This window comes from Paenibacillus wuxiensis, from assembly GCF_040195695.1.
GTDB lineage: Bacteria > Bacillota > Bacilli > Paenibacillales > Paenibacillaceae > Paenibacillus_B > Paenibacillus_B suaedae.
The window spans coordinates 680776-697646 of the sequence record NZ_JBEFZI010000002.1; the positions used below are offsets into that span (position 1 = coordinate 680776).

General features: G+C 45.7%; 14 protein-coding genes. 3 read left to right on the forward strand and 11 right to left on the reverse strand.

Annotated elements, in window-relative coordinates; genetic code table 11:
* Positions 1 to 186: 186 nt before the first annotated feature.
* From ABN764_RS06365 to ABN764_RS06400, 8 genes are all read right to left on the reverse strand, one after another.
* The gene (locus ABN764_RS06365; RefSeq protein ID WP_446671314.1) at positions 187 to 1164 is read right to left on the reverse strand and encodes an aldo/keto reductase; all 978 of its coding nucleotides are present in this window, start codon (positions 1162 to 1164) and stop codon (positions 187 to 189) included.
* 187 nt (positions 1165 to 1351) lie between these two features.
* Positions 1352 to 4786, reverse strand: coding sequence for a BMQ_0737 family morphogenetic spore coat protein (locus ABN764_RS06370; RefSeq protein WP_446671315.1), 3435 nt, complete (start codon positions 4784 to 4786; stop codon positions 1352 to 1354).
* Positions 4787 to 4930: 144 nt separating this feature from the next.
* Positions 4931 to 5782 (reverse strand): GNAT family N-acetyltransferase, encoded by an 852-nt coding sequence (locus tag ABN764_RS06375; protein WP_446671316.1) that lies wholly within the window; start codon positions 5780 to 5782, stop codon positions 4931 to 4933.
* Between the two features lie 112 nt (positions 5783 to 5894).
* Positions 5895 to 6392, reverse strand: a complete 498-nt coding sequence (locus ABN764_RS06380) for a DinB family protein (RefSeq protein WP_072731747.1) — start codon at positions 6390 to 6392, stop codon at positions 5895 to 5897.
* A 15-nt stretch (positions 6393 to 6407) separates the two neighbouring features.
* Positions 6408 to 6926, reverse strand: a complete 519-nt coding sequence (locus ABN764_RS06385; RefSeq protein WP_446671317.1) for a HugZ family pyridoxamine 5'-phosphate oxidase — start codon at positions 6924 to 6926, stop codon at positions 6408 to 6410.
* Positions 6904 to 7716, reverse strand: coding sequence for an ABC transporter ATP-binding protein (locus ABN764_RS06390; protein WP_446671318.1), 813 nt, complete (start codon positions 7714 to 7716; stop codon positions 6904 to 6906). Before ABN764_RS06390 ends, ABN764_RS06385 begins: the two co-directional genes overlap by 23 nt.
* A 3-nt stretch (positions 7717 to 7719) precedes the next feature.
* The gene (locus ABN764_RS06395; protein WP_446671319.1) at positions 7720 to 8715 is read right to left on the reverse strand and encodes a FecCD family ABC transporter permease; all 996 of its coding nucleotides are present in this window, start codon (positions 8713 to 8715) and stop codon (positions 7720 to 7722) included.
* Positions 8716 to 8729: 14 nt separating this feature from the next.
* Entirely contained in the window at positions 8730 to 9722 is a 993-nt protein-coding gene (locus tag ABN764_RS06400) for an ABC transporter substrate-binding protein (protein ID WP_174810186.1), read from the reverse strand.
* Between the two features lie 265 nt (positions 9723 to 9987).
* On the opposite strand from ABN764_RS06400, the gene ABN764_RS06405 reads away from it, so the two are divergent.
* Both ABN764_RS06405 and ABN764_RS06410 read left to right on the forward strand, forming a co-directional pair.
* Entirely contained in the window at positions 9988 to 10497 is a 510-nt protein-coding gene (locus tag ABN764_RS06405) for a C40 family peptidase (protein WP_174810187.1), read from the forward strand.
* A 502-nt stretch (positions 10498 to 10999) separates the two neighbouring features.
* On the forward strand, positions 11000 to 11887 hold the full coding sequence (locus ABN764_RS06410) for a fructose bisphosphate aldolase (protein WP_174810188.1): 888 nt from the start codon (positions 11000 to 11002) through the stop codon (positions 11885 to 11887).
* Between the two features lie 203 nt (positions 11888 to 12090).
* Here ABN764_RS06410 and ABN764_RS06415 read toward each other — a convergent pair whose 3' ends face one another.
* Positions 12091 to 12948 (reverse strand): LysR family transcriptional regulator, encoded by an 858-nt coding sequence (locus ABN764_RS06415; protein ID WP_446671320.1) that lies wholly within the window; start codon positions 12946 to 12948, stop codon positions 12091 to 12093.
* Between the two features lie 138 nt (positions 12949 to 13086).
* Between ABN764_RS06415 and ABN764_RS06420 the strand changes: the two genes are divergently transcribed.
* On the forward strand, positions 13087 to 14241 hold the full coding sequence (locus ABN764_RS06420) for an MFS transporter (protein WP_446671321.1): 1155 nt from the start codon (positions 13087 to 13089) through the stop codon (positions 14239 to 14241).
* A gap of 54 nt (positions 14242 to 14295) precedes the next feature.
* Here ABN764_RS06420 and ABN764_RS06425 read toward each other — a convergent pair whose 3' ends face one another.
* Both ABN764_RS06425 and ABN764_RS06430 read right to left on the reverse strand, forming a co-directional pair.
* The gene (locus tag ABN764_RS06425) at positions 14296 to 15474 is read right to left on the reverse strand and encodes an acyltransferase (protein ID WP_021253570.1); all 1179 of its coding nucleotides are present in this window, start codon (positions 15472 to 15474) and stop codon (positions 14296 to 14298) included.
* A 185-nt stretch (positions 15475 to 15659) separates the two neighbouring features.
* Positions 15660 to 16871: extracellular solute-binding protein (locus tag ABN764_RS06430; RefSeq protein WP_446671322.1), on the reverse strand; the 1212-nt coding region annotated here is incomplete at its 5' end.

The following is a 16871-nucleotide window of genomic DNA, read 5'->3' on the forward strand; positions in this document are numbered from 1 at the left end:
GACGACAATTGAACAGGTACAGTTTATTAACCCGCTATGAGGTCAGGCCATTTCTCCCCCTATTATACATACCGTCCTTCCAGTTACATCGTATTTATAATATGAGCGCAAGATTTCGAAATCTCAACTCAAAAAAACCGCCCCTATTACCTAGAGGCGGTGCCTATTGCTTCCTTACTTTCTCATTTACTCAGGCAATCGGTATACGGCAAAAGGTTCACCATAACGATATCGACGGCTTATTTCATCCAACCGGTTCAACTGTTCTTCATTAAGTTCGACATTGACACTCGTTATATTATCCTCTAACTGCTCCACCTTCGTCGCTCCTACAATGACTGTCGATACACAAGGCTGGTGCATAAGCCAAGCTAATGACAACGAGCTTGGGCGGCAGCCGATATCCGCTGCCAATTCGCTCACCTGTTCACTTAACGCAAACCGTTCTTCATTGAAGAATTTGTAGAAATTCGGATCCGTATCTGCTCGTGAGCCAGCTGGCTTCTGATCGCCCACACGATATTTCCCTGTCAGAATTCCTCCTGCAAGCGGGTAATATGGAATGATTCCCACCCCTTGATCCTGACATAGCGGAACCAGTTCCAGTTCTGGCGTTCGATCAGCTAGTGAATAGCTGGTTTGCATGGACACATAACGATTCAGACCAAGCCGTTCACTGATGCCAATCGCCTTCATCAGCTCCCAAGCAGCGTAATTAGACGCTCCGATATACCGCACCTTGCCTGAACGTATCATATCATCAAGCGTCCGCAGCGTCTCCTCAAGTGGAGTATGCGGATCAAATGTATGTATTTGATACAGGTCAATATAATCGGTATTTAGCCGCTTCAAGCTATTGTCTAATTCCTGCTGCAAATGAAAGCGAGATGAGCCGCGCTCGTTCGGCCCCTGTCCTCGAATTAATCCTGCCTTCGTTGTCAGCACGACATTGTGTCGATTGCCTGTCAGCGCCTCACCGATGATGCGTTCTGATTCTGAACCAGCATAAATATTAGCCGTATCAATAAAGTTAATGCCATAGTCCAGCGCTTGATGAATAATTCGAGTCGAAGCCTGCTTGTCAGCCCGCTTACCGAAAGCATTTGTTCCTAACCCAAGCACAGACACCTTCAATCCACTATTGCCAAGACGACGATATTGCATGACGATCAACTCCTTGCTTTCCTTATTTAGCAGTAATTATATCACAAGCTATCCCCTTGATCTGAATCCGATCAAATATGTGTCTGCCTTATGATTCCACTTCCGCGCACAAAAAGAAAAACTCATGCAAGCATGAGTTCTCAACAACAATATAGATTCCAGAATCTGTTATGGATTACAAGACAAATTATACGAATGGAAAAATCGTCGGACATTGCAATGGAAGGCTGATGCTGCATGACTCCGGTATCGGGATTAATGCCCTAGGTTGACAGAATGTCGCTTCAACCATCAGCGGAATTGTAAATTTCACGATAAGCTCCAAACACCAATCCAATTGCAACTCAATCGTTAAGCTGTCAGTAATTCGTGCAGCACAATGGATATCGAATATTTGAGAAATAATGTTGGATTCATCTAATGGGAGCGGTAAGCAGAGTGATACTTTCTCGTTATTCTTGACTAATAGTGTAAACGTGCATGTTTCTCCTGTTCCACTATCTGTTAACGTAATCGTTACTTCTGCAGAGCACGTGGTCAGTACAATAGCTGCTTGCGATCCGATAATGGGCAGCGGCAGCCGCTTTACAACCGTGATGCTGCATTCTCCCGCAGCTGGCACTGCATTGCAGCTCACGAGCACTTGCCGACCACCAGCAATTGCTTGTTCTACGAAAGCCCTGCAGTTTTCGGGTATTGACTCTTCCACGATAAAATCACTCCGAGTGACAACCCAATCGAACAGTTTGCTGACAGAAATGCACTCTAAAGGACGAACAACTAGCGTCGTAATCGTAGCTGTAACAGGAGGCGTATTATCCGCCTGAGCGGTAGCCGTGTTGGTAACCACCCCTTCTAACAAAGGAATGACTGTAATGATAATCGTCTGTTCTTGTTGACCCTCCAATGTGCCCAAGAGACAAGTAACGGTCTGCCCGGATACAGAGCAAGTGCCTCCTTCAGATTGAACACTGACAAATTCAACCGTAGGAGGAATGACATCACGTACAATTACATTCGTCAGTGGAAGTTCTCCGAGATTTGCAACACTGATCGTATATTGCAACAGGCTGCCGACAAGCACAGGGTTGCTTGATGCTTGCTTCGAAATGGCGAGCGGCTGTAATACCGTAATGCTTGCGGTTGCTGTTTCAGGGTCTTCAACATTACCAGCGGTCACCACTGCTGTGTTCGTTAATATTCCTGTTATAGTCGTAATTGCTTCGATCGTAATCATAGCGCACGTTCCAGGGGCAATGACACCGAAAGATGCTGTGATCGTTTGCCCAACCTGCATGAATGTGCCTTCAGATACTTGGATACCAGTGACTTCAACGCCTGCAGGCAATGTATCCACCGCAACCACATTTGTGGCCGCCGTTTCTCCCATGTTGCACACCGTCACTTGAAAGATGACTTCATTCCCAAGGGTTACGAGATCCGGCTCGCCAAGCTTCTCAATGGTTAAAAAAGCAGGAGGAAGCGCGTTGACGGTTGTATCGATCGTGGATGATACAGGTGCCGTTTGATCAGAAGACGCTGTTGCTGTGTTCGTTACGATGCCTGGAGCTGTAGGAATAACCGTAATCGTGATAATTTCAGACTGACCAGGATCAAGGTCGCCAATCAATGCTGTCACGGTGCCAGCCACTTCGGTTACAGTTCCCTGCGTTGTTTCAGCAGAAACGAAGACGAGACCAGGCGGCAGCACATCCACCACTTCCACGCCGGTTAATAATTCTGTCGTCTCGTTGGAGACAACGATCGTATAGACGAGCTCGTCACCAACAGTTGCAGGATCCGGTCCCGCAAATTTCGATATCATTAACTCAAGTATCGGCTCTTCAATAACTAGAGTTTCGGTAGTAGAGGATTGTGGCGTAGTCTCATCTGAAAACGTCGTTGCCGTGTTCAAGACTGTACCTGTGACCGTTGGGATGACGACGATAAAAATGACCACAGTCTCTCCCGGAGCAAGTGAACCAATGTCATTCGTAATTGTCGTGCCATCGAACGAAATCGTCCCTTGATCCGATTCAGCGGATACAAAGGTGGTTCCTGCCGGTAGCGGATCATTCATAACAACATTGGTCGCTGTGCTCCCTCCAATATTGGAGACAAATATAATATAAACGAGTTCTGAATTTACGGCGACGATTGGGGGAAAGTCCAGCTTCTCAATTTCTAGAATTGGAGGCGGCAGAGGATTTACGGTATTGACTGCGGTTGAGGAAATGATGCCGGTCTGATTCGCTTGGGCTGAAGCAGTATTGGATATGAGTCCAGCCGCTGTTGCCAGCACGGTAATATTGACGGTAACACTTTGACCAACCGGGATCGTCCCGATATCTACGGTAACCGTTCCAGCAGCAAACGATGCCGAACCTTGCGTAGTTTGAACCGATTGAAACGTTACACCAGCTGGTAGCGGGTCAGTAAGTACAGTGTTCACAAGCGGGGAGTCTCCATCGTTGCTGACGACAATGGTGTATACGATCTCTTCTCCAACGGTGACTGTATCAGGAAAAGAGGTCTTCTCCAGCAGCAGCGTCGGCGGAATATTGTCAATTTGAATCGCCAGCAGATTGACAGTATATCCGTCGCCATTCGTTCCGAATTGAATCGCTGCTGAAGTTTGCCCGTTCACGAGACTGTTGGAGATGCTTACGTTGGAAATATCCCATCCTTGGCGATTCCCCTCAATGATGTTGGATCCCGGCTGCCCAGGTATCGGATTGCGATCCCCAAACGTTGCAGTCGGGTTGATATTCCCGTTATCATCGTAAATTAGTGATTGAAAGAAATTGTTCGTAAACCCTGCCGGCTGCGGGATCGTAGAAAGGCTGGCCAGATTGGGACCGAATCGTACGAAATCACCCGTAATCTCCGCATCCCCTTCTTGCGCACTAACGAGCAGGCGGCCGGTAATAGGGCCTGTTGATGGAGTTTGGAAATTCCCGATCATTTCATTGACTGGTGGAGATATGGCTTGAATCGGGACGTTCCCGACATATAAATTCATGCTGCGGAAAGGTAATGCAGGATTCACGTATACAACCCCAAGTGTCCACCCGGCAAAACTGGTCGTATTCGGATCCGGAACCAGTGTTCCAACGATTTTTCCAGCCCCGTATGTGCCGGCACCGCCCCCTGCTACAAGTGCAGTTACGTTGGCAGAACGCACATATCCTAAATCTCCTTGAATATTAACGGCATAATTGAAGAACGTCTCTGGCGGAATATTGAACATGCCTGCAGGTGTACTGAATCTGACCGGGTCATTCAAACGGGCCGATAAATCCTCGCCGCCCGGTGTATTGATCAAATAAGTCCCGCCCCATACCAATTCAGCGTATACAACTGTACTTCCAGGAGGGAGGACGAGCGAATTTGTTGAGAAATTTATCATATACATATTCGTCGTTCCCCCGCCAGTAGCAGGACTGGACGGAACAGTGCCGCACACCGAGTTCGGATCATTGATAATAAAGGAGCCGATCGCATCAGCCGTACCCGGTGTACAAGCAGCTGAAAATCTGGAGGCGCGGCTAATTCCGAGTGAGTTCCCGGTAAAGGTAATCGCACCTCTCGTTATTGTACTGAAGCGCAATATGAATGGCATTGTCTACACATCCTTACAGCATACATGATAGTGTGATCATTATATTCTGTACGTATGCTGATAGTTCATTGACCATATGTAGGCTTATCCACCTATCCAAGTCCCTAAATGAGGGGGAATCATTGATTACAACTGAAAAATTATTTACAAATGCAAATACATTTCATATTGCTCGAGCTCATTCCGATTGAATCCATGCTTAGATACAAAACCTTCTAGATAATGATTATTCGCAAAAGAAACCGATACTCGCTCTGGCTGCTTCTCTCTTATCATGGTCATAAGCATATCGGCAGCAATCCCCTGATTTCGATATTCAACATCTACGTAGAGAAAACTAACCTTGCCACTATCATTCATACATAAACTTGCAATGACCTTATCGCCTTCATAAGCTGCGGCATAATTATTGGTGTCAGACAACCTCATGTAATCCAAATCATTCTGCCAATTGATATGCGGGATGCGCCAATTGTGTACATGCTGCTCAAAACATTCGAACGGAATTGGCTTAATTTCAAGCCCCTCAACATTTCTGCCCAGCATACTAGCTGGATGATTCAAGGTAAAATAGCTAAGATCGTATACTTTGGAGTAGCCTTTCTTTTTATAGAATTGGATCGCCCTGTCATTCCCAACTATGACTTCAAGGAACAGCTGCCCACAACCGCACTCCACTGCTCTAGCCTTGTGTAGCTCGAACAATTTTGAGCTCACTCCGATTCCACGATAATCAGGATGGATTGCAAGTGCTCCACAGCGCATCGTTAGTATGCCTTCATATCTCTTCAATCCGCCTAGTATCAGTCCGACTGGGCGTTCCCCATCCATCGCAATATAGGAATTCTCCAACTGGTTGCCTTCAACGCCAAAGAAACGAGTCTTGAACATCTCCTCGGAGATTTCCATATTCACGATATAATCAGAAAAGCCAACTGTAAACGCTTCATAAATGTTTGAAATATCGACTTTTGAACATGCAAGATACTTTACCATTTGCCATCATCCTCCAGTTCATTCCTCTCGGGACATATCTTACTCCACACAAAGAAAAGAAATCAACCAAAAGGTTGATTTCAAGGTAGCTCAATCTAACTTACATGTTGGCTCAATGTAAAGTTGCAGGGGCAGACCTCTGCTGCCTCGCAGAGATGGAGGCGGGATTGGTATGCTTAAGTATGAAGGCAATTTGCCCTGCATGAAGACTGGTATGATACAACAGGCGTCCAACCGCTTGTAGCGGTGTGATAGTTCCCATTGGCGACTTCACCGGAACATGCCATGCTTGTTCAGGCAGCGTACACATCGCTTGACGAATATGATGTTGCGAATGTTGAATCAACTGCAGCATGTCAAGTATGCTTGTATATCGATTCGGATCGCCTGACGGCCCTCGACTCGTTCGAATTTCCACATCCGCAGGCAACTCTTGGCCAAAGTACCACTCTGTGAATAAATATTCCACCTCTGCATTGTGTCTGATCATGTAGCCAATTGTGGCACTTCCCACTCCATAACTCAATTCATCATCAGTCAGTTCCTGCACCATCTGATAGAACCGTTCTTGGATCGTATCCCATATGACCGATACCGTATCGTACGTCATTCCCTCATCTCCCTCCTACGTTGTTGGTTCAGACTGTTGATGCCCATCTCTTGCAACATGATCGAAGCGCAATGCTTCCAAATCGATATCATAGGCTTGGCCAAACCCAGCAACATACCGTCCTTCTGTAGGTGTCAGTTCAAACAATGAGAAATCAAGTCCTCTTAGCATCTGAATTAGACTTGATCCAAACGACGCTTCAAACTCAGCAAATATGTCCTCATTCGCCTCATTGTCCAGCTTCGCCGCTTGACATGCGAAGCGAGCACGTTGTCTAGCGAACATGTTTCCGGTCTTGGACTCATCTTCAATCATGAGAACATCTACACAAGGATTCTGCTCAAGATACCGATAATGCTGGGCAATTTTACTCAAATAAATATACAGCTTGCCATCCTTCCGCACATAGGGAGCGTATGAGCCAAACGGAGAGCCATCTTCGGCAATTGTGCTGAGCACTACAGATTGAACACTATCAATAAAATTCATATATTTTTGTTTCATTTTGTCATTATCCTGTTGCTTCATTCCCATTCCTCGCTTCCTTATTCCATTTATTCAACACATGTATTCGTGGATGTTCTCGATCCGGTAAATACTGAATATCTGTATCTACTCCATATACACTGCGAATCAGCTCTGATGTAAATACCGTACCCGGGGTTCCACATATGCGGATTCCCCCGCTCTGGATGACACATACTCGGTCACTGTAGGCACTGGCATGGTTCAAGTCATGCAGCACCATAATGACGGTTAGATTCAGATCACGATTTAGTTTGCGAACCAATTCCAAAACCTCAAGCTGATGCGCGATATCGAGAAAAGTCGTTGGTTCATCCAACAACAGCACTTTTGGCCGCTGGGCCAGCGCCATTGCAATCCATGCGCGCTGAGCCTCTCCACCTGACAAGGATACAACCGTTCTCTCCTTATAGGAGGTCATCCCCGTTAGCTCCATTGCCCAGCAGATAATCTCCTTGTCCTCATCATTCATCCGTTCAAACCATTTCTTATGGGGCATTCGCCCATATCCAACCAGTTCTTCTACAGTCATATCCGAAGGGCTTGAATTGGATTGGCACAACATGCACATGATCTGCGACAGCTGTTTCGAACTGAACTGCTGCAACTCCTCATTCGCAATACAAATTCGCCCACTATCACAGGGAATTAATCGAGTGATTGCCTTCAGTACAGTAGACTTGCCCGATCCGTTAGGGCCGATGATCGTAAGCACCTCGCCTTCATTCACATTAAGCGAGAAGTCGTGCACAATCTGTTTGTTCCCATAACGAATATTCAGTGATGACAGATGCAGCATCGATCAGGCATCCCCTTTCCGCATCAAATATAAGAAGTATGGCCCTCCTACCATGGCCATGACAATTCCTGCGGGAATCTCTATAGGACTGAAGATTGTCCGACCAATGGTATCAGCGATGAGGAGCACCATTGAACCAAGAACAAGACTAAGAGGAAGACGATAACGATAGTCAGAGCCGATTAGTATTCTCGCAATGTGCGGCACAAGCAAACCTACGAACCCAACAAGTCCGACCGTGGACACTGATATGGCTGCTAGATAGACCGCAACAAAGGAAAGTAGAATTCGAATATGAGTCAGATTAAGCCCTAAATTGTGTGCCACCTGCTCGCCCAATCGCAAAATATTCGCATGTCGTATACATAGCAGTGCTGCTGCCCATCCTATCAACGAATACGGAAGGATGACGAGTACATCTGCCATACTTGTACTGGATAAACTCCCGTTCAGCCATTGCAGAGCAGCTGGAAGCCTGTCGCTATACAAGATGGAGAGCAGTCCAATCATTCCTCCAAATACTGCATTAACAGCTACCCCAGACAAAATGATGCGTACAGGTGTTAAACCAAAGTGCTTCTTCCATGCGAGTCCATATACCATAAGCGCTGCAATACTGCCCCCCACAATTGCCGCGAGCGGAACCATCGAATAATACCCAGGAATAACAAGCATAATGAACAGTACCGTTACTGCCGCACCGCTCGATACTCCAGTGAGTCCAGGATCTGCAAGCGGATTAAGCACCACTGCCTGCATTAATGCGCCTGAAGCGGCCAGATTAGCTCCAATAAACAACGCCATCAGTACCCTCGGAATGCGAATATCCCACAATATCGTATTGGAGACATCATTCCCGTATCCGAGTACAGCATCTAGCGTTTCCTTCATACTGAACTGCACGCTCCCAATCCCAATGGAGAGCAGCGTAAGAATGGCAAGCAGAACAACAGCTAGAAGTAGTAGGATATATTTATGTCGTGACGTACTCTTCTTCACTCTGTAAGAACCCCTTATTCACCAAATAGGATATGTGCCATATCTTTATAGGCTGCGGGCGCCTTTACGATAGACGCGATACCGTACAACTGGGAATCAAGAGCCTTCATTTTTCCATTTTTAAATGCATTCATTTTCTCCCAAGCGCCATTCTTCTTCACGTCATCCTCGAATTTCTTGGCAACCGCATTCGGATCGCCGTGCGCGACCAGCAAGATGGCATCAGGATTTGCAGCTATTACACTCTCCATATTGAGCGGTACATAGTCCTCAGACTTCTTCATTACGTCAGACAACACATTTGTAGCCCCCAAATTGCGAGCAATACTTCCGGCGAATGTATTGTCATTCATTAGCATCAATGTTTCTGCTGAACCAAACAGAATCATGACCTTTGGTGCAGGCTTGCCCTTCACGGAATTGAGTACTGCCTGCTCCTCCTGCTGAATCTTCTCCAGATAGGCCTTTGCCTTGTCTTCTCGGCCGAACACACGTCCTAATACAGTCGTTGATAATTTCAATTGTTCTAGGGAATCTGCCGGCAAATAAGCCGTAGGCAATGACGCTGGCTTCAACTTCTTCTCAATGCTGTCTTTAATAGACATTGGGCTTACGATTACATCTGGCTGCAGTTTAGCGATTTGCTCGAGATCAGGCTGGTGTGAAGTACCGACACGGGGGATGTTATCAAATGCTTCTGGCAGTTTATTACTTGACTTAGGAACACCCGCTGGCGTTACCCCGATTTCGTTCAAAATCTCCGTAATAGAGACTGATAAGGTCACAATCTTCTCTGGCTTCTTCGTCCCGAATTGCTTCAAGAGCCTCTCCACTTCAGGGTCTTCTCCCGCCTTCTTATCAACCTGGCTTGACGGGTCTTGACCCGAAATTGTTGTCGACGTAGCCGCAGGTACCGAACCTGCCTCCTTCGACTCCCCCTTCGCATTCCCGCAAGCTGCAAGCACGACGATCATGAGTGCGATGACCCCATATTTGATAAATTTCATTGATTATGTAAGCCTCCTTAATACTTATATATGAGAATAATTATCACTATTATGATAACGATTCTCATTATATAGATATTGATTCTCATTATCAATGATATTTTTAATCTGATTCTCATTTGATTATCATAAAGTTCAATTTTTATTGTAGTGGTGCGGGCTCCACGGATCGAAGGAAGATTATGGACGCAAAAAGATATGCTATGCTGATTGCAAGTCAACTAGGCGGTTATCACATTTGCTTATCCATAAGGAGGATTACAACATGAACAACATGATGACAACAAAATTCGGTAAAACTCTACTCAGTTTCGGAATATGCGCAACGCTCGCTTTGTCGGGTAGCATTGTTAGTGACGCTGCAGTCATGAAGGTGGAAGCAGCCTCCTCTACTTCCGTAGCAAATAAAGTGATTCAAACAGGCAAGAAATATATGGGAACTCCATATGTATTCGGCGCAGCAACAGGAAGAACAAGTGCATTTGATTGCTCTTCCTTTACGCAATATATTTTCAAAAAGCATGGGATTAAACTGCCGCGCTCTTCCAGAGAGCAATCGCGAGTGGGTACGAAAGTCTCGAAGAGTCAATTGAAGGCAGGAGACCTTATCTTCTCTGACACGAATCGTGATGGCATCATCAATCACGTATCGGTATATATGGGCAATAACAAAGTCATCCACACGTATAAGAAAGGTGTAGGAGTGACGATTTCCAACTTTAAAGGCAGCGCATGGGACAAGACCTTTAAAACAGCACGTCGTGTGATTAAATAATCGTGAATTGGACGAGCACTTCCTACCATTCATTTGTTAAGTAAAAAAATTATTTGCAGAAGAATAAATAGAGGAGCCCATATCATTCGGATATGAGCTCCTCTTCTTTTTATCCTATCGAGGTATGAAGAAGGATTACGAAGGAAATATTGTCCCTTCAACTACTGCCCCTAACCTGCTTACGGCAGCTCCCATTCCTCATTATCGGATTGAAGGATGTTCATATCCAATTGGCTCACACTGCAGCAGCAGCGCTAATGAACTGGTGGTGATATGTCGGTGCATAGAACGATTAATTATTGTACAATATAAGAAACTCTACCTGACGTATGGGCAAACCTAACCGATGAACGAATGCTTCTAGATTGGTTCAATACGGTTTGAACGCCTAGGCTCATGTGAACGCGTCAAGTTCTGTTTCTATTATGACCTCATTCTTAGATACGTTGCGTATACGAAGTGTCGAGGCCATCCATCCCACACATAGGAAGGAGAAACATCAATGAACAAGGAACAAGTGGAACGAATTCATACGGGAGAGGGTTTTATTGCAGCATTGGATCAGAGTGGCGGTAGCACGCCGAAGGCTCTGCTGCAATATGGGGTTACAGAAGATCGTTACTCCAATGACGAGGAAATGTTCGAGCAGGTTCACGAGATGCGCACACGCATAATTACGAGCTCAGCATTTGATTCGAAGTACATATTGGGGGCCATCTTATTTGAGAATACGATGGATCGGACGATCGATGGACAGTTTACCGCAGATTATTTGTGGGAAAAGAAAGGCATCGTACCTTTTTTGAAGGTGGACAAAGGATTGGCTGATCTTGAACAGGGTGTTCAACTGATGAAGCCTATGCCTGATCTGAACGACCTACTGAAGCGTGCAGTCGAGAAGCATATTTTCGGCACGAAGATGCGCTCAGTCATTAAGGAAGCGAACGCAGAAGGAATACGTAAAGTAGTCGAACAGCAATTCGAAGTCGGCATGCAGATTTGGTCTATGGGTCTTGTCCCAATTATTGAACCTGAAGTCGACATCTACAGCAAGGACAAGCAGCAATCGGAACAACTATTGAAGGATGAGCTTCTGAAGCAATTGAATGCGCTTGGCGAGGACGTAAGAGTCATGCTGAAGCTGTCCATCCCTACTGTCGATAATTTCTATCGTGAACTGATTGAAGATCCGCATGTGCTCCGCGTTGTAGCCTTGTCAGGCGGATACGATCAAGATGAAGCAAATGAAAGACTGGCACGCAATCATGGACTCATTGCCAGCTTCTCACGCGCCTTGTCGGTAGGATTATCAGCGCAGCAGACGGCTGAAGAATTCGATGAGACTCTGTCCCGCTCTATTCATTCCATCTACGAAGCCTCCATTAGCTAACACAAATGCTTGCATGACGGACATCTCAATTAGCAGTGGACAGTCATGTGTAAATATGATAGGAACTCCCGCGAATGCAGCCATTCACGGGAGTTTTTTTGTTTACTGACACTTTAGCATCCGACCGAATTCAGATGTAGATCCGATATTAAGACCACGGATTATTCATATTCCGTTCACCCGTTTGGCTGATTAGAACACTCTCAGGAACGCAGCTGATTACTTGTTAGAAAGGCTTCAATCGTAGGACTCACCGTTCGATAGACCAGACTGATGGGACGACTTGTCGCCTGCTTCAATGGTCTGATCGCCATTTGCTCATTGGACTGAAACAACAGCTTTGGCCCAATGGTAACACCGATCTCTTGGGATACCATATTCATAATCGTGTTACAATGCAGGACTTCCATCAGCACATTTGGCGTCACCCCATGATTGGACAGACACTCCATCACCTGTGAATGATAGGACGCCAGAGGCATGATGAAATCGACACCCTCAAGCTGCGAGATATCGATTGTGTCCAGCTGTGCAAGTGGGTGCTTCGGCGACATACCGATGACAAGCTCATCTTCATGAATGAATACTTGATGCAGATCTTGGTTCTGTCCCGCATTCATCATAAATCCAATATCCACAGTTCCCTTTCGAATCCATTCTTGAACTTCTTCATACGTTCCCTCAAATAAAATCACTTTCACACGCGGATGATGTTTTTTGATTCGTGCAATCATCGGTGGCAGCAATTGTGACGCTGCACTTGTAAATGCACCGATTCTAAGCAAACCTTCAAGCTGGTTGTTCTCTAGCGATACTTCCTCGCGAATAATTGCTTCACTGCGCAAAATTTGCATCATATGCGGAATAATACGATCTGCTAACACCGTCGTACTAATCTTAGCTTGCTTGCCTCGATTCAGCAGCGCATGACCAAGCTCCTTCTCCAAACTCGCAATCGCATGGCTAACCGCAGACTGAGTCATATTCAACTGCTCAGCAGCCTTTGTGAAATTCCCCTGCTCCACTACCTTCATGAACACTTCATAGCGCGCCAATGTCATGAGTTATCCTCATACCTTTCATGCCAAACATTAATTTCACTAATATAAGTATACTCGATACAATACATTCAGAACAGATGCTTGCTCTTACAGCGATCCATGTGTTTCATGCATATTATCATAAGGTTGGTGATCATCTTGAGAAACATTACTCTTCTACTATTCGGCATGTTCGCCTTAGGTGCTGATGCCTATGTGATGGCCGGAATACTCCCCCTTATCGCAGGAGACTTCAACATTTCTATTGGTGCAGCAGGACAATCGGTCAGTACGTTCACTCTATGCTATGCCATCGCAGCTCCATTCTTTGCAGCTATCTTAAGTCGAGCGAATACGAAACATATTTTACTTGCTGCATTATCGCTCTTTACATTGGCCAATATCATGACTGCGATTACGCATCATTTTGGCGTATTGCTAATATCTAGGGGAATAGCTGGAATCGGAGCGGGGTTATATTCGCCATTGGCGTCCTCTGCGGCCGTTCATCTTGCTCCTGAAGGGCAGCGGGGCCGAGCCTTAAGTTTAATCTTGTTCGGTATGAGTGCTGGAACCGTTATCGGCGTGCCATTAGGGATTTATATCTCTTCCTTGTATAATTGGCGATTGACAATGTGGTTTATTGTAATTGTCGGTCTCTTGGGCATAATGGCACTAGCGAGTCAGTTTCCTACAATTCAGAGCAATAGCTTGCCGACGTTGAGCGATAGATTGTCGCTGTTCAAAAATAAGCAAATCACGCTCGTAATGCTTGTGACGGCGATTTTAAGCTTTTGCAGCCTAGGATTATATACGTATTTGGATCGAATCATCGCCGCATTCGAATATGAGCAATCCATTTGGTTCATTTGGATGTGGGGGGTGGGCGGAATCGCCGGAAGCTTCTTGATTGGCTCAATCATGGATCGATATAAGCGTCCGCGAACGATTATGCTTATTCTCATCATTGTGCTCATGTTGTCCATGATGCTCATGGGTAGTGTTCATCAAAACGCAGCAAGTCTCGCATTCTTGCTCATACTGTGGGGTGCGGCGGGTTGGGCATCCATAGCTGCCCAGCAAAAAACACTTGTCGAGATCAGCCCAAGCCATGCGACAATCTCTATCGCACTGCTTAGCTCGATGAACTATTTGGCGGGATCTGTCGGTACAATGACCTTCGGTGCCTTGCTTGAGCGGAATGCGGATCCTGCCAATCTCCCCTATCTCGCAGGAATGGTTCTCGTCGCTGGATTCTTGCTTCAATGCTTATTCATGCACAAGGCACGAACCAGAAGTCGCACATCGGCATAACGTGCCCACTACAAAGAAGGATGGACTTCATGATGAAGCCCATCCTTCTTTCCGTTATTCCGATAAATTGCGTACATTCGCTTCGTGATGCGGTTTGTCCACAATACGGCTTTTGCTGTCCTTGTCCTGAACCGGAACAATGCCGAATGCAATCCATGACCATGAAGTAACACGCGAAATCATATATACGATGAACCAAGAACCAATGAAGGCAAATATCCAGCCGCCTGCAATATACAGTGCATACTCGAGCATATTTCCCTTAATCCCTATTTTCCGATAAATAAAGAGCAGGAACGGATGCAGCAAATATATGCCGAATGAGCATGCTCCGATGGAAGTCACCCAGGAAGATACTTTTCTTCCACAACGGTAAAATAGAACAAATGAGATTTGGATCAAAATGATGCACGACAATAAGGAATGAATATACCAAACGAGCTCATACCACAAGGTGTTGACGAATATCTTGCCAACATTCGCGCGATAAAACATGTATGCATGATAGATTCCAAGCCCAATCCACACACTCCATAAGACGACCCAGCCTGCGATTTGCTTATATCCCTTCGACAAGTGAACAAGCCAATTCCGGATCGATTCGTAATGCATAGCGATCCATGCCCCGAATATGAAGTATGACAGATAGGAGATTGCCAGATTCCCTCTTGGGATTTGCCAACCATACTTATTAACAATGATAAATCCCCATTGGAGCAGTGCAGCTGCCAGGAACATGAGCGGCACAGTCCGACGCATCTTTTGGAATACAGCCAGCAATAACGGAAACAATATATAAAACTGAACCATAATAATTATGTAATAGAGGTGCGTATACGCCCTGCCGCCGAACAGAGCTTTTATAAAGTCATATGCCACCGCCCACGATAGATCGAATAACATGTCGCTGCGATAGAGCTTCAATAAATAATAGAAGGCGGAAAAAACAAGGTATGGTACTAATATGTACAGTAATCGTTTCCGGTAAAACTGTCGTATCGTTCCTCCGCTTAACGGCTTGTCCGCATAATTATAAAACAATACGAACCCACTTAAAAAAATAAAAACGGGTACGGCAAATTTACTAAAGGTATTTATCAATAAGTAAAGCGGGTATGCCCGACTGCCGATTGTCGCTGCCAGCGCTTCCGATGTCGCATGGATCGCCAGCACCGCCATGATAGCAAGTGCCCGATAAGCATCGAGCTCTTGTATTCGTTCTCTCTTTGTCACGTATTTACAACTCCTCATTTGAGTTTTCTTATCATACGAAAAGTGCTCTTCACCATATCTAACAATCGAAAAGCCAAAAATGTGACATTGACAAAAAATTTTTTTATATAAAAATTGTAGCACAAAAAAGACCGAGTGCGGGAACATTTCGTCCCTGCTCTCGATCTTCTTCTGAACACTTACTTTTACTGCTTGGTATCCCGCGACCTATCCAATATCTCTTGCCCCTTGATTTGAAGTTCAGCAACCGCCTCATCCAGTGTTTTCTCTTTTTCAATCACAGAATTCAATGCATCCGACAGTAAAGCATCAAATTCGGAATGGAATCCCGCCGGAATACTCTTTTTATCAGACACTCCACTGACTTGCATTGGCTTTAACAGATAGAACGCATCCGTTTCCCGCCCTCTAAAATCCTTGAAATAGTCTGACCGCGTGGGGAGCGTATCGTTCATTGCCTTCCCAGCAACCTGTGCCATTTCCGGCCCGTTCACGAACTTGACGAATTCCCAAGCCGCCCGCTTGTTCGGAGAATCTGCAGATATGGCATAGATCTCCGACAATTTCACGTAAGCCGATTCATCGGGCTTAGCAGGATTAACAGGCGCGGCCGCAATGCCCCAGTCGATCTCCGGTGTCTTCGAGTAGTATGGAATATCCCGCAAGAAGGAAGCAAACCACGGCGCTTGAATCGTCATGGCTGCATGACCCATGTAGAACATCTCGTTAGATCGGCTGTACTGCTTCAAATAGTCTCTATGTTTCTCATAGTCGGCGTCATCGTATCCATCAAGCTGTTCGCCTTCCTTCATTGGCGGAGGAGCATAAGCCGCATGATTGCGGACTGCATCTGCCGTCATCTTCATCGCTTCTTTCCAACCATCCGAATCGATCAACAGCTTGCCTGATTTCGCGTCAACTAGCTTAAGTGCCGATGCAGCAGCGATATCATACATCAAACTTGCTGGCCCTTTCGTTTGATACAAACCAAACACTTGCTTCTTTCCTGATTCAACGCTCGCAAATCTCTCTGCCAGATCAAGAAGCTCCTTCCACGTCATTTTCCCGTTTGGCGGCTCAATTTGATACTTCTTGAACAAATTTCGATTATAATAGATGACGTTTGTCTCAAAGGATGGAGTAAGCCCGTATAGCTTTCCGTTCCCTTTTGCCCGCAGCCTATCAATAAGTCCAGGCATGAATCCGTCCAGCTTATATTGATCCTGGCTAATAGCCGGCTCAATGTCATACAACTTTCCTTCTTGAGCGAAGGCCTCAAACATGCTTTCATTCAAAAATAGCACGTCCGGCTTGTATTTATCGAGCAGCTTTTTCTTTTCCTCTGTCAAATTGAATGCCTCGTTTTTTTCGGCTTCGTCAAATAATTCTGCTTCACT

Coding starts and splice junctions, on each gene's coding strand:
- ABN764_RS06410 (WP_174810188.1), top strand. CDS start 11,000: ATGAACAAGGAACAAGTGGAACGAATTCATACGGGAGAGGGTTTTATT.
- ABN764_RS06385 (WP_446671317.1), bottom strand. CDS start 6,926: ATGGGAATGAAGCAACAGGATAATGACAAAATGAAACAAAAATATATG.
- ABN764_RS06405 (WP_174810187.1), top strand. CDS start 9,988: ATGAACAACATGATGACAACAAAATTCGGTAAAACTCTACTCAGTTTC.
- ABN764_RS06370 (WP_446671315.1), bottom strand. CDS start 4,786: ATGCCATTCATATTGCGCTTCAGTACAATAACGAGAGGTGCGATTACC.
- ABN764_RS06365 (WP_446671314.1), bottom strand. CDS start 1,164: ATGCAATATCGTCGTCTTGGCAATAGTGGATTGAAGGTGTCTGTGCTT.
- ABN764_RS06400 (WP_174810186.1), bottom strand. CDS start 9,722: ATGAAATTTATCAAATATGGGGTCATCGCACTCATGATCGTCGTGCTT.
- ABN764_RS06390 (WP_446671318.1), bottom strand. CDS start 7,716: ATGCTGCATCTGTCATCACTGAATATTCGTTATGGGAACAAACAGATT.
- ABN764_RS06380 (WP_072731747.1), bottom strand. CDS start 6,392: ATGACGTACGATACGGTATCGGTCATATGGGATACGATCCAAGAACGG.
- ABN764_RS06415 (WP_446671320.1), bottom strand. CDS start 12,948: ATGACATTGGCGCGCTATGAAGTGTTCATGAAGGTAGTGGAGCAGGGG.
- ABN764_RS06375 (WP_446671316.1), bottom strand. CDS start 5,782: ATGGTAAAGTATCTTGCATGTTCAAAAGTCGATATTTCAAACATTTAT.